This window comes from Arthrobacter sp. StoSoilB19 (assembly GCF_019977275.1).
Taxonomy (GTDB): Bacteria; Actinomycetota; Actinomycetes; order Actinomycetales; family Micrococcaceae; genus Arthrobacter.
Genome location: NZ_AP024650.1, coordinates 3,130,235 through 3,142,300, shown reverse-complemented (window position 1 = coordinate 3,142,300; position 12,066 = coordinate 3,130,235). Strand labels below are relative to the sequence as shown.

13 protein-coding genes are annotated in these 12,066 nt (G+C 66.1%); 4 read left to right on the top strand and 9 right to left on the bottom strand.

Features of this window, described 5'->3' with window-relative positions:
* Window positions 1–8: 8 nt before the first annotated feature.
* The 3 genes from LDO86_RS14450 to LDO86_RS14440 all read left to right on the top strand — a co-directional run bounded on the left by LDO86_RS14450 (window position 9) and on the right by LDO86_RS14440 (window position 3,399).
* Window positions 9–1,076, top strand: a complete 1,068-nt coding sequence (locus LDO86_RS14450) for a UDP-N-acetylmuramate dehydrogenase (RefSeq protein ID WP_018769088.1) — start codon at window positions 9–11, stop codon at window positions 1,074–1,076.
* Window positions 1,077–1,148: 72 nt separating this feature from the next.
* Complete coding sequence (locus LDO86_RS14445; protein WP_018769089.1) at window positions 1,149–2,252, top strand: winged helix DNA-binding domain-containing protein; 1,104 nt, start codon at window positions 1,149–1,151, stop codon at window positions 2,250–2,252.
* 130 nt (window positions 2,253–2,382) lie between these two features.
* Window positions 2,383–3,399 carry a type IV toxin-antitoxin system AbiEi family antitoxin domain-containing protein gene (locus LDO86_RS14440; RefSeq protein ID WP_018769090.1) on the top strand — a complete coding sequence of 339 codons (1,017 nt, stop codon included), beginning with the start codon at window positions 2,383–2,385 and terminating at the stop codon, window positions 3,397–3,399.
* A 15-nt stretch (window positions 3,400–3,414) separates the two neighbouring features.
* Here the strand turns inward: LDO86_RS14440 and asd are convergent, their stop codons facing one another.
* A complete protein-coding gene (asd, locus tag LDO86_RS14435; RefSeq protein ID WP_018769091.1) occupies window positions 3,415–4,545 on the bottom strand; it encodes an aspartate-semialdehyde dehydrogenase in 1,131 nt (376 codons plus the stop codon).
* A 250-nt stretch (window positions 4,546–4,795) separates the two neighbouring features.
* On the opposite strand from asd, the gene LDO86_RS14430 reads away from it, so the two are divergent.
* A complete protein-coding gene (locus LDO86_RS14430; protein WP_018769092.1) occupies window positions 4,796–5,719 on the top strand; it encodes a phosphotransferase in 924 nt (307 codons plus the stop codon).
* A gap of 266 nt (window positions 5,720–5,985) precedes the next feature.
* On the opposite strand, the gene LDO86_RS14425 is transcribed toward LDO86_RS14430, so the two are convergent.
* The 8 genes from LDO86_RS14425 to LDO86_RS14390 form a co-directional block, all read right to left on the bottom strand.
* Window positions 5,986–6,270, bottom strand: a complete 285-nt coding sequence (locus LDO86_RS14425; protein ID WP_018769093.1) for a helix-turn-helix domain-containing protein — start codon at window positions 6,268–6,270, stop codon at window positions 5,986–5,988.
* On the bottom strand, window positions 6,267–6,671 hold the full coding sequence (locus tag LDO86_RS14420; RefSeq protein ID WP_018769094.1) for a VOC family protein: 405 nt from the start codon (window positions 6,669–6,671) through the stop codon (window positions 6,267–6,269). The genes LDO86_RS14425 and LDO86_RS14420 overlap by 4 nt, the downstream gene beginning before the upstream one ends.
* Window positions 6,672–6,711: 40 nt before the next feature.
* Entirely contained in the window at window positions 6,712–7,038 is a 327-nt protein-coding gene (locus LDO86_RS14415; RefSeq protein WP_043424891.1) for a hypothetical protein, read from the bottom strand.
* Window positions 7,039–7,129: 91 nt separating this feature from the next.
* Window positions 7,130–7,348 (bottom strand): NF038396 family protein, encoded by a 219-nt coding sequence (locus LDO86_RS14410; protein WP_018769096.1) that lies wholly within the window; start codon window positions 7,346–7,348, stop codon window positions 7,130–7,132.
* A 4-nt stretch (window positions 7,349–7,352) separates the two neighbouring features.
* Window positions 7,353–7,937 (bottom strand): dihydrofolate reductase, encoded by a 585-nt coding sequence (locus LDO86_RS14405; RefSeq protein ID WP_018769097.1) that lies wholly within the window; start codon window positions 7,935–7,937, stop codon window positions 7,353–7,355.
* On the bottom strand, window positions 7,934–8,737 hold the full coding sequence (locus LDO86_RS14400) for a thymidylate synthase (protein ID WP_018769098.1): 804 nt from the start codon (window positions 8,735–8,737) through the stop codon (window positions 7,934–7,936). The genes LDO86_RS14405 and LDO86_RS14400 overlap by 4 nt, the downstream gene beginning before the upstream one ends.
* Before the next feature lie 20 nt (window positions 8,738–8,757).
* Window positions 8,758–9,726, bottom strand: coding sequence for an NUDIX hydrolase (locus LDO86_RS14395; protein ID WP_018769099.1), 969 nt, complete (start codon window positions 9,724–9,726; stop codon window positions 8,758–8,760).
* A gap of 9 nt (window positions 9,727–9,735) precedes the next feature.
* Window positions 9,736–11,985, bottom strand: a complete 2,250-nt coding sequence (locus LDO86_RS14390) for an RNA degradosome polyphosphate kinase (protein ID WP_018769100.1) — start codon at window positions 11,983–11,985, stop codon at window positions 9,736–9,738.
* Between the last annotated feature and the right edge of the window lie 81 nt (window positions 11,986–12,066).

Below are 12,066 nucleotides of genomic sequence, written 5' to 3'. Positions count from 1 at the left end.
GTTGATGGGTGACTCCCACCCTGCTTTCCTCCCTGACCACGTCCGCCGTCGGCGGCCCCGCCGGCAAGTTCATTGAGGCCCGGAGCGAGGCAGAGATCATCGACGCCGTCCGGTCCGCGGACGCGGCCGGCGAGCAGGTCCTGATCATCAGCGGCGGGTCCAACCTCCTGGTGTCCGACGACGGGTTCCCCGGGACCGTTGTCAGGATCGCCTCGGAGGGGTTCACGGTCAACGCCGAGGACTCGTGCGGTGGCGTGGCAGTGGTGGTCCAGGCCGGCCATAACTGGGACAAGCTCGTGGAGCACGCCGTCCGCCACGCGTGGTCCGGGATTGAGGCATTGTCCGGGATCCCCGGCTCAACGGGTGCCACGCCGGTCCAGAACGTGGGGGCGTACGGCTCTGAGGTCTCGCAGACCATTGCCGCCGTGCGCACCTGGGACCGGGAACGCAACGCCGTGCAGACCTTCACCAACTCCGAACTGAAGTTCGGCTACCGGGATTCCATCCTCAAGCAGACCACCGTCAACGGCTCGCCCCGGTACGTGGTGCTCACTGTGGAATTCCAGTTGCCGCTGGGACGGATGAGCGCCCCCATCCGCTACGCCGAACTGGCCCGATCCCTCGGGGTGGAGGTGGGCAAGCGCGCCTACGCCAACGACGTCCGCCGTGAAGTGCTCCGGCTGCGTGCCTCCAAGGGCATGGTGTGGGACGCCGCCGACCGTGATACGTATTCCACGGGTTCCTTCTTCACCAACCCCATCGTCCCGGCCGCTGTCGCGGACACGCTGCCCGAAGCAGCGCCACGGTATCCGGCAGGCCAGGACGGACTGGTGAAACTTTCCGCCGCGTGGTTGATCGACCAGTCTGGGTTCGGCAAGGGCTTTGGCCTGGAACCGGATGGCGTGGCCGGTGGCCGCGCCTCACTGTCCACCAAGCACACCCTGGCCATCACCAACCGCGGCTCAGCCAGCGCCGCCGACATGGTGGCTGTGGCGCGGGAGGTGCGGGCCGGCGTCGAACGCCGCTTTGGCATCCAGCTGCACCCGGAGCCGCTGCTCATCGGCCTGGAACTGTAGGCATCCCGGAACTGTAGGCGCGCTGGAACTGTAGGCATCCCGCCACCGCGGTCCCCGGCCTAGGATGGGCGCATGGCTGCATCTGGTTCCGTGCGCGACCACAGGATGATCGGCAGGCTCCGGCTGGTGTCGCAGCGTCTCACCGGGGACGGTGCCGCCTCAGTACCGGAACTGGTCCGGTGGATGACCGCCATGCAGGCGCAGGACCTGCCGGCGGCGCTGTGGGCAGTGGGGGTCCGGGTACCCGGTGCGGGGATCGCCGACGTCCGCACTGCCATCGATTCCGGGAGTGTGGTCCGGTCGTGGCCCATGCGTGGAACGCTGCACCTGGTTGCCCCCGAGGACCTGCGCTGGATGCTGGACCTCACCGCCGAGCGGCTTACCCGGAGCATTGCGGCCAGGCACCGGCAGCTGGAGATTGCCTGGGCTGATGTTGAGAAGGCGCGCGACCTGGCGCTGGACCGCATCCTGGCCGATGGTCCCGTCAGCCGTTCCGGGCTGTTCAAGGTTTTCGACGCCGGCGGCCAGCCAACGCAGGGCCAGCGCGGCATCCATCTCCTGGGTACGCTGTGCCGGCACGGCTGGCTGGTGCCGGGGCCGCTTTCGGGTAACCAGCAGCTGATCGCGGCTTTCGACGAGTGGATTCCGGCGTCCCGCCTTCCTGGGCGCGAGGAGGCCATCGGCGAGTTCATGGTTCGGTACTTCCGGAGCCATGGCCCGGCCACCGTGCGCGACTTTGCCTGGTGGACCCAGCTGCCGCTGACCGAGGTGCGCGCCGCGTTCCAGCACGTGCAGGGCCAACTGGTGGAGCTGGACATCGATGGCACCAGCTACTGGCTCTCACCGGAGGTGGCATCCCTCCTGGATTCCGGTGTTCCCGGAGGCCGCTCCCTTCACCTGCTGCCCGGGTTCGATGAGTTCGTCCTCGGCTACACGGACCGGACTCCCGTCCTGGCGCCGGAGCATTCGGACCTGATAGTTCCCGGCGGCAACGGAGTCTTCAAGAAGACGGTGGTTGCGGCGGGGAAGGTGGTCGGCACCTGGGCGCTCCAGGGCACGGGCAGCAGTGCCGCCGTCGTGCCCGAACTCTTCGACGAGACCCGGCAGCTGGGGCCGGCAGCCCAGGCAGCCCTCACCAGGGCCGCCCGGCGGTATCTAACGTTCCTTGCCACGTGAGCGGTGCTGCCCCGCATAACCGGTGCTGGGCAGCAACGGTATTGCGGGCAAGGGCCGCTCAGGCTACCGACAATCCACATGGCGGTGGGGGCGGCTGTCACCATGCCTGCACGCCAGCGACGCTTGAACGATGAAAGCCGAGACAGTACGTGCCCTGGTTCACGATCGCTGGCCTGAAGGAGCCGTTGCCTCCACCGCACAGCTGGCCGCTGCCGGGCTGGATGACCGGGTGGTGACAGCAGTGAAGAGCGGTGCCCTGCTCCGCGTGCGGCGGGGAGCATATGTCCTTGCCGCACACTGGAACACCATAAAACCGTGGGACCGGGACCAGCTCCGAATCATGGCGCACTTTGAGTCGACCTCGGGACGGGCCCGCTACAGCCATGCGAGCGCGGCACGGCTGCACGGCTGCCATGTGTGGAACGCCGGATCCCTGGTCCACGTGACAACGCAGTACTCCAATTCGCGGGCCAGCGCCGGCCAGGACGTCCAGACCCACCGCCTCCCGCTCACAGAAGAAGAACTGGCTTCATTGTGGACGCCCGACGGACGCGAAATCCTGACCACTTCCATCGAAAGGACCGTGCTGGACTGCGCCCGGACCCTGCCCCTCGACAAGGCTGCCGTCATCGGCGACCACGCCCTCCGCAAGGGCGCATCATTGGCCACCATGCGGCGGCTGCTGGAGGAAAGCCATGTCACGCGCGGGGGCAGGCGCGCTTCGGACCTGCTGCAGGTTCTGGATGCGAGATCGGAATCGGCCGGGGAGACCAGGACCAGGCTGCTGCTCTGCTCGTTCGGTCTGGCCACATTCAAGCCACAGGTGGAGATCACGACGACTGCGGGCCTCTTCCGGGCAGACTTCGCCGATGCTGAAACCCGGGTGATCGTCGAATTTGACGGCGCCGTCAAATACACGGACCACAAACCGACACAGGAAGTGCTGCTCGCGGAGCGTTGGCGGGAAAATGCGCTTGTGGAGGCCGGGTGGCGGGTCTTCAGGCTGCACTGGAATCACTTGGACCGGCCCGGGGAGCTCCGTGCCCGGCTGACGGCGTTCCTCGGACAGCCCGGAACACCAAAGCGGCCCCTGCCCGCAGGAACGGCGCTGGGGAGCACCGTCCGTGTGGGCAGGGGCCGCTTTTAAGGGCAGCTCTAGGGCTTACAGGTTGCCGGTGGCGATGTTGAGCATGCGGCGCAGCGGCTCGGCGGCGCCCCAGAGGAGCTGGTCGCCCACGGTGAAGGCGCTGATGTACTGCGGGCCCATCTCCATCTTGCGGATGCGGCCCACCGGGATGTCCAGGGTGCCGGAGGCGGCCACGGGGGTCAGCTCCGCCATGGAGGCTTCCTTGGTGTTCGGAATGACCTTGGCCCACTGGTTGTCCTCGTCCAGGAGCTTTTCGATTTCGGCGACGGACAGGTCCTCGCGGAGCTTGAGCGTCAAAGCCTGGGAGTGCGACCGCATCGCGCCGATGCGGACGCACAGGCCGTCCATGATCACGCGATTTTCCTCCGAGGTGCCCAGGATCTTGTTGGTCTCCACCCCGGCCTTCCACTCTTCCTTGGACTGCCCGTTGCCCAGGTCGGCGTCGATCCAGGGGATCAGGGACCCGGCCAGGGGAACGCCGAACTGGGTCGCGTCGATGTCCGTGCGCTGGTGGGCCAGGACCTTGCGGTCAATGTCCAGGATGGCCGACGCCGGGTCGTCCAGTTCCGTGCTGACCTCGGCGTTGAGCGTGCCGAACTGGCTGAGCAGCTCACGCATGTGCCGGGCACCGCCGCCGGACGCCGCCTGGTAGGTCATGGAGGTGCCCCACTCCACCAGGCCGTTCTTGAACAGGCCGCCGAGGCCCATCAGCATGCAGGAAACGGTGCAGTTGCCGCCGATGAAGTCCTTGGTGCCGTTGACCAGGCCCTTGTCGATGACGTCGCGGTTGATGGGGTCCAGCACGATGATCGAATCGTCATTCATGCGCAAGGTGGAAGCGGCGTCGATCCAGAGGCCGTCCCAGCCGCGGCTGCGCAGTTCGCCGTGGACCTGCTTGGTGTAGTCGCCGCCCTGTGCGGTAACGATAATCGGCAGCTTGGCCAGGGTGTCGACGTCGAACGCGTCCTCGAGCTTGCCGGCGCCTTCAGCGAAGGAAGGCGCGGCACCTCCCGCGTTGGAGGTGGAGAAGAACACCGGGTTGATGTTGGCGAAGTCGCCCTCGTCCTGCATGCGCTGCATCAGGACGGAACCGACCATGCCGCGCCATCCGACCAGGCCGACGGAAGGGGTAGCTGCTGTAGTCATTGGTCCAGTTTAGACTTCGGAACCGGCAGGTCGCAGTCGGTTACGTCACGCCGCCGGCAGCCCGGAAAGGTACGACGGCGGCCTGCGTGAGGGGCCCGTTGTCCCGGCAACGCCTTGCGGGTCATTTGCTGACGTGTCCTGTTCCAGGTTCGGGTGCCTGCCGCTTCTTGCGCAGCTCGTTGGCCTGGTCCCGGCAAGCGGCCGGGAAAGTTCGGTGTATCAAGGAACTGCCAGCTCCTAGAATCAGTGGGTGAACCTTTCGCATCTCGGCGCGCCGATCGGGCCGATGATTCGTGTCCACGGCGGGTTCGCCAACCGGGTGTACCGACTCGACACTGACCAGGGGTCGTTCGCGGTGAAGGAGTTGAACCTCGTCGACCGCCGCTGGACCTATCGCGTCGAGGATGTGTTCAGGTTTGAGCGGGCTGCGTTCGCTGCCGGCATTCCGATGCCAGAGCCGATCTCGGCCAGCCACCATACACTCGTTCACCGATGGGTCGAAGGCGAGAAGCTGCCCGAAGCGCCGGTGTCGGCGGAGTACGCGTTTGAGATCGGTGAGATCCTCGCGCGCGTCCATCCACTCGACATCCCGTGGACGCAGGTGCCGGTCGAGGACCCGGTGCCACGGGACTGGCCCGAACTCGCAGTGCGGGCGGCGGCGACCGGACAACCGTGGGCCGACGAGCTCGCTTCTCACGTCGAGACGTTCCTCGAGATTGCCCGCTTCGTCGACACCTGCGAACGGCCAGGCCCCGTCGTACTGACCCACAGGGACATCCAACCATGGAATCTGCTCACTAGAGAGCGTCGGCCGGTGGTGCTCGACTGGGAGCTCTCCGGCATGCTCGACCTGTCCGGTGAGCTCGGCTCGACCGCGCTGAGCATCGCGAAGGGGTGTGGTTTCGACGACATCAAGCCCAGCATTTTCCGCTCGGTTCTCGACGGCTATGTCGCGGGGGACGGAACCCTGCCGCCTTCAGGTCCAAGCTGGTTTGTATTCATGATCGGCGGCTGGCTGGGGCACACAAGGTGGAACATCCTCCGGTGCCTCGCCGGTGTCGAGGCGAGCACCGGCCCTGACCTCCCGCTGTCGCACGAGGCTGTGCGCAACGGGGTGCGCGGCCTCCCCGACCTGTTCGGCCGACTTCCGGAGCTCGAGGCGCTGCTCCTGTGACAGCGACCTGCGTCGGTCCGTGGTACGCGGCGTAAGGCGCGCTCCCGATTCCGCTCGGTGCCGCCGGCCCCTCGCGGGCAGCACCAAGTCAATGAAGTGAGCGGCGCCGACGCCACTTCTTTTTTCGCGGATGAAGATCTTCACGGCAGACAACCAGAGGCATCGCCTACTCGCCGCTGTGCCGGGACCGCTTTCAGGGCTCCCGCTGCAACTCACAACCCTGGCATAACCGATCTTGTGGAGCGCATCGCGATTCCTCGCCACACCTAAACCACTTCCTCGCCGCCCCAGCGTGCCAGCGCGACGATCGCCTCGCGCAAGGCGAGCCCCCGGTCGGTCAGCGCATAGGCCCGGGTGTTGTGCCGGAGGGGCAGACGGGACAGTACGCGGGCGGCCTCAAGCTCGCGCAGGCGGGTCGCGAGAATGTTGGTCGGCACTCCGAGGTCGCGCTGCAGATCGCCGTAGCGCTGTGGCCCGTCGAGCAGCCGCTCTACGATGAGCAGGGCCCACCGTGCTCCGACGACGTCGAGGGCCGCGGCGAGGTCGCTCACTCGGTCGCGTCGGTGTCCGGCTTCATCCAAAACGGCGAGTAGTGGTAGCCGTCGGGGTCGTCGAACTGGCGCTGGTACATGAAGGGGTAGTCGTCGGTGTCACCGATCCGCCCGCCGGCTGCGCCGGCGCGTTCGGTGAGTTCGTCGACCGCCTCGCGGCTGCCGAGGTCGAATGAGACCGTGATCTTCGAAGGAGTGTCGGGTCCGCCGACCAGCTCCTCGGCGCCGCCGACGCTTGCGTACATCTCGCGGCTTCCGAGCATGACGTACTGCTCGGGCGCAATCTGGAAACATGACACGTTGTGATCGGACATCTCGGCGTTAAGGGTCCAGCCCAAGGCGGTGTAGAAGGCGGTTGCGCGCTCGACGCTCTCAACCGGGCAGGTGATGAAAAGGCTCATGCGGCTCATACTTGCAAAATGCAAGTACATCGTCAAGCCTCTATGTGTGGAGATAGTGGTCCATGATCCGTCGCCGCCATTCTTCACGGAAAGGGTCTGTACGGTGGGATCCTCGCGGCGGGCGAAGAGTGACGCCGCCCTCTGGGTTGCTGCCAAGGTGCTGCTTGATAACCATGAGGTTGGCTTCGGGATCAGTGAGCCAGTCCGCGCCTTTCCACGCCGGATTGTTGTTGATCTGGCTGCCCAGCTGTGTCGATTGCTGCTGCAGCAGGTCCGCGGTTTTGCTGAAGAGCTGCGCGAGGGTGCGCAGTGGATCGACGTCGGCAGCCCACAAAGTCCCTGCCACCAGGATTCCCCCAATTTTCATCCCGCAGCAGTTCAGCGCGCTGCAGGCCCCAGCCTCAGGCAGGATCACAACGGCCGCGTTGGGTTGTCCTGCCCATGCACGGCAGTATGCACTAACCCCGGTCCGACTCCTCCAGCACGGCAGCCTTCCGGGCCCGCAGCGCGAAGAACGCGCCGAAGGCGAAGGCTTGGGTGACGACAACCAGCACGATTGCACCGGCGATCTTGTTGCCGCCCAGGATCATGGTCAGGCCGACGATCGCGGACAGGAGCGCCAGCAGGGGCAGCAGCATGTAGCCCAGGACGAACAGGGTTTCGGGTTTCTTCAGCATGTTCCTAGCCCTCGGTCCGTGACCATTTGGTGAATCGGTAGCGCGTGCCGTTGGCGGCTGTCAGCCAGCCGTCCGGCGGGACGGAGGCGGACGCCACCCAACTGGGACCAAGCTCGGGAGCGAACGTGTCGCCGTCGGCCTTCATGTCGATGGTGGTGACCACGGCAACGTTGGCGAGGTCCGTGGACTGGCGGAAAACATCGCCACCGCCCAGGATCCAGACCGTTTCGCCGCCGTCGACAAACTGCGACTCAAGGAGCGCGTCATCCAGGGAGGGAACCACGACGGCGCCCTCCGCCTCAGGCGTACTGGCCCAGCTTTTCTGCCGGGTGATGACGATGTTCGTGCGGCCGGGCAGGGGGCGGTACTTGTCCGGGAAGGACAGCCAGGTCTTGCGGCCCATGATGACCGGGTGCCCGGTGGTGAGGCGGGTGAAGTGCTTCAGGTCCTCGGGCAGGTGCCAGGGCATGTCCCCGTCCTTGCCGATGACGCCGTCGGACGTCTGCGCCCAGACCAGGCCGACGCCGGTGATGGACGCGGCGAGCTCCTCCGTGAAGGACTGGGGATCGGTGAAGTTTTCGGTGCTCATACGGCAATCGGTGCCTTGATCGTGGGGTGGTGCTTGTAGCCCACCACCTCGAAGTCCTCCAGCGTGTAGTCGAAGATCGATGCCGGCTTGCGGGTGATCTTCAACTGCGGGTATTCGTACGGCTCGCGTTCCAGCTGCTTGAGGACCTGGTCCATGTGGTTCTCGTAGATGTGCACGTCGCCGCCGGTCCAGATGAATTCGCCGGGCTCAAGCCCCACCTGCTGGGCCACCATGCAGGTGAGCAGTGCATAGGAGGCGATGTTGAACGGGACGCCCAGGAACATGTCCGCCGACCGCTGGTAGAGCTGGCAGGAGAGCTTGCCGTTGGCCACGTAGAACTGGAAGAACGCGTGGCAGGGCGGCAGCGCCATGTCGTTGAGTTCGGAGACATTCCAGGCGGACACGAGGTGCCGCCGGGAGTCCGGGTTGGACTTGAGGTTCTCGATCAGTTCGGCGATCTGGTCGATGTGCCCGCCGTCCGGTGTGGGCCAGCTGCGCCACTGCACACCATAGACCGGGCCCAGGTCGCCGTCCTGGTCCGCCCATTCGTTCCAGATGGTGACGCCCTGGTCCTGCATCCACTTGATGTTGGTTTCACCGCGCAGGAACCACAGGAGTTCAACGGCAACGGACTTGAAGTGGACCCGCTTGGTGGTGATCAGCGGGAAGCTCTTGGCCAGGTCAAAGCGCATCTGGCGGCCGAAAACGCTGGTGGTTCCGGTTCCCGTGCGGTCCGACTTATGGGTGCCGGAGGCCAGGACATCGCGCAGGAGGTCTTCGTAGGGAGTAGGGATGCTCACGCCCCAAGTCTACTGGCTGCCTAGTCGTCGAAGGGTTTGAACTGCTCCACCGCCACGACCCGTTTCATTCCGCCGTTGGCCACATGGCACACCACCACCTCGCCGGGGGACAGGTAGGGCTCGCGGCCGGGCAGGAGCTTCGCCAAGGGTGCCGGCGTATGGGTGGCCACCTGCTTGAGGACGGTGGGCAGTGCCGGCCGGTGCGTGCAGACAACCACGGGCCGCTGCTTGTCGAAAAGGGATTCGATGACGGCCGCGGTCTTCTTGGGACTGCGCTGGTGCTTGTGTTCGGTCAGGCCTTCCGCCAGCTTCACTTTGGCCCCCGCCGCCCGCGCGTAGGGGGCCACGGTTGCCACGCAGCGCAGCCATGGGCTGGTGACCACCCGCATGGGCTTCCACACATCCAGGAGCCGGCCGACGGCCTGTGCCTGGCGGTTGCCTGTGGCCGCAAGCGGACGCTCGCCCTCTGCCTTGCTCCAGGATGAGCGCGGCTTGGCTTTGGCGTGCCGGAGCACCAGCAGGGGCCACGTGTCCAGGGTGCCCGCTTCGTGCGCGTCCCGCAGGTGTTCAAGGGGCGCGACGTCGGAAGGGTTGGACAGCAGGCCGGCCGCCTTTTCTGGGGCGCACCACATGACGCTGTCCACCTCCTTGCCGTCCGGAACCAGGGTGTTGCCGTTGACTTTGACCGCCCAGTAGTAGACCTTCTTGAGGCCCGACGCCACGTGGTAGTGGATAGGCGGCAGCGGTATGCCCAGGGGCGCGCGGAGGCCGATCTCCTCCCACACCTCACGGACGGCGCATTCGGGAATGGTCTCGCCGTTGTCGATCTTTCCCTTGGGCCAGGACCAGTCGTCATAGCGCGGGCGGTGGATCAGCGCGACTTCCAGGAGGTCCTTGTTGACCCGCCACGGGATGGCGCCCGCAGCGGTTACGGCTACGGGTTCCCCCGGGTGGTCAGTCTGGTCGGCTACGAGTGCATCGCTCGACAACGCGGCTGCCTATCGCCGGCTCAGGCTGCGTTGACGCGGCCGGGACGCCAACAACCAGGACTGGACATCCTCAAGCGGCTTCCCGTCCTCGGACAGGTGGTGCCGGTTCCAGCGGCCCTCGTTGTCCAGGTGCCAGCTGGATGTTTCCGGCGCCATGTAGCGCTTCATGAGGTCCAGGACATAGGCGATGTCGTCCGCGCTGGCCAGCTGGACCAGCGCCTCCACCCTGCGGTCCAGGTTGCGGTGCATCATGTCGGCCGAACCGATGTACACCACGGGATCCCCGCCGTTGGCGAAAGCGAACACCCGGGAGTGCTCCAGGAACCGGCCCAGGATGGACCGGACAGTGATGTTGTCGCTCAGCCCGGGAACGCCGGGGCGCAGCGAGCAGATGCCGCGGACCACCACATCCACCTTGACCCCCGCCTGGGAGGCGCGGTAAAGGGAATCGATGATGGCCTCATCGACCATGGAGTTCACCTTGATCTGCACATGTCCCGGCACGCCGGCCCTGGCGTTGCGGATCTCGGTCTCGATCCGGTCGATAAGTCCCGACCGGACGGAACGGGGTGCCACCAGGAGCCGTTTGAAGGTCGATTTCGGTGCGTAGCCGGAAAGCTGGTTGAACAGCTTGGACAGGTCCTCGCCCACCTGTTCGTTCGCCGTCAGCAGGCCCAGGTCCTCGTAGTAGCGGGCGGTCCGCGGGTGGTAGTTGCCGGTGCCGATGTGGCAGTAGCGGCGGAGCCCGTCCACTTCCTGGCGGACCACCAGCGACAGCTTGCAGTGCGTCTTCAGGCCCACGATCCCGTACACCACATGCACGCCGGCCTGCTCCAGTTTGCGGGCCCAGGAGATGTTGGCCTGCTCATCGAAGCGCGCCTTGATCTCCACCAAAGCCAGGACCTGCTTGCCGGCCTCGGCGGCATCAATCAGCGCGTCAACGATGGGGGAGTCGCCGGAGGTGCGGTACAGGGTCTGCTTGATGGCCTGCACCTTGGGATCCGCCGCGGCCTGTTCCAGGAACGCCTGCACCGAAGTTGAGAACGAATCATACGGGTGGTGCAGCAGGATGTCGCGGCGGCGCATGGCGGCAAAGACGTTCGCCGCCTTGGAGGTCTCGGACTCATTCAGGTACCGGGACGTGTGCGGCACGTGCTTGGGGTAATGCAGGTCCGCGCGGTCGATTCCGGCGATGACGGACAGGCCGCGAAGGTCCAGTGGAGCCGGCACCGAGTAGACCTCGGATTCCTCCACGCCCAGCTCGCGGATCAGCAGGGCCCTGATGTTGGGGTTGATGTCGTTGGCCACCTCCAGCCGGACGGGCGGGCCGAAGCGGCGGCGCAGGAGTTCCTTCTCCAGGGCCTGCAGGAGGTTTTCGGCGTCGTCCTCCTCCACCTCCAGGTCCTCGTTGCGGGTGACCCGGAAGGTGTGGTGTTCCAGCACCTCCATGCCCGGGAACAACTTGTCCAGGTGGACGGCGATGACTTCCTCCAGCGCAATGAACCGGGCCACCCGCCCGGGCACCGCGCCGGCGCGGGGGCCGTCGATGGAGATCAGGCGGGGCAACTGGTCCGGCACCTTCAGACGGGCGAAGAGCTCCTTGTCGCTGACGGGGTTCCGGACCACCACCGCCAGGTTCAGTGACAGGCCCGAAATGTAAGGGAAGGGGTGGGCAGGGTCAACGGCCAGCGGGGTGAGGATGGGGAAGACTTTTTCCGCAAACATCACGCTCAGCTGCTGCTTGGCGGCGTCGTCCAGTTCGTCCCAGTGCATGAGGTGGATGTGCTCGTAGGCCAGGGCCGGGCGGATCTGGTCAGCGAACACCTGGGCGTGCCGTGCCTGGAGCCGGTGGGCTTCCTCGCTGATCCGCTCCAGCACCTCGACGGGGCTCAGGCCGGCGGGGGAGGGGACGGCGAGTCCCGTGGCGATACGGCGCTTGAGGCCGGCCACGCGGACCATGAAGAACTCGTCCAGGTTGGACGCGAAAATGGAGAGGAAGCTGACGCGTTCCAGCAGGTGCAGGGTGGGGTCCTCGGCCAGTTCCAGGACCCGCGAATTGAAGGCGAGCCAGCTCAGCTCGCGGTCCAGGAACCGGTCAGGCCGGATGTCTCCTTCCGGCTGCAGGTTCGGCGCGAATTCAGGGATGTCAATGCGGTCCTGGGTGGCCCTTGAGGCCGGTACCTCGGAGGAGCCGAAGCGTGCCCGTACAGGCGCCGCAACATCCTGGGACGTAGCTGTTCCGGAGGGTTCCGGGTTCATGGCTTCTCCTTTAGCTGGCGCGTTTGTGCCGGCGCTTCCGCCCCGCGCGGTTCCCTTTCAACCTTACAAGCATTCACCCAC

Excerpts from the sequence above, each read along its gene's own strand:
- LDO86_RS14445 (WP_018769089.1), top strand. The coding sequence starts at position 1,149 with ATGGCTGCATCTGGTTCCGTGCGCGACCACAGGATGATCGGCAGGCTC.
- asd (WP_018769091.1), bottom strand. The coding sequence starts at position 4,545 with ATGACTACAGCAGCTACCCCTTCCGTCGGCCTGGTCGGATGGCGCGGC.
- LDO86_RS14415 (WP_043424891.1), bottom strand. The coding sequence starts at position 7,038 with ATGAAAATTGGGGGAATCCTGGTGGCAGGGACTTTGTGGGCTGCCGAC.
- LDO86_RS14410 (WP_018769096.1), bottom strand. The coding sequence starts at position 7,348 with ATGCTGAAGAAACCCGAAACCCTGTTCGTCCTGGGCTACATGCTGCTG.
- LDO86_RS14390 (WP_018769100.1), bottom strand. The coding sequence starts at position 11,985 with ATGAACCCGGAACCCTCCGGAACAGCTACGTCCCAGGATGTTGCGGCG.
- LDO86_RS14405 (WP_018769097.1), bottom strand. The coding sequence starts at position 7,937 with ATGAGCACCGAAAACTTCACCGATCCCCAGTCCTTCACGGAGGAGCTC.
- LDO86_RS14440 (WP_018769090.1), top strand. The coding sequence starts at position 2,383 with ATGAAAGCCGAGACAGTACGTGCCCTGGTTCACGATCGCTGGCCTGAA.
- LDO86_RS14420 (WP_018769094.1), bottom strand. The coding sequence starts at position 6,671 with ATGAGCCTTTTCATCACCTGCCCGGTTGAGAGCGTCGAGCGCGCAACC.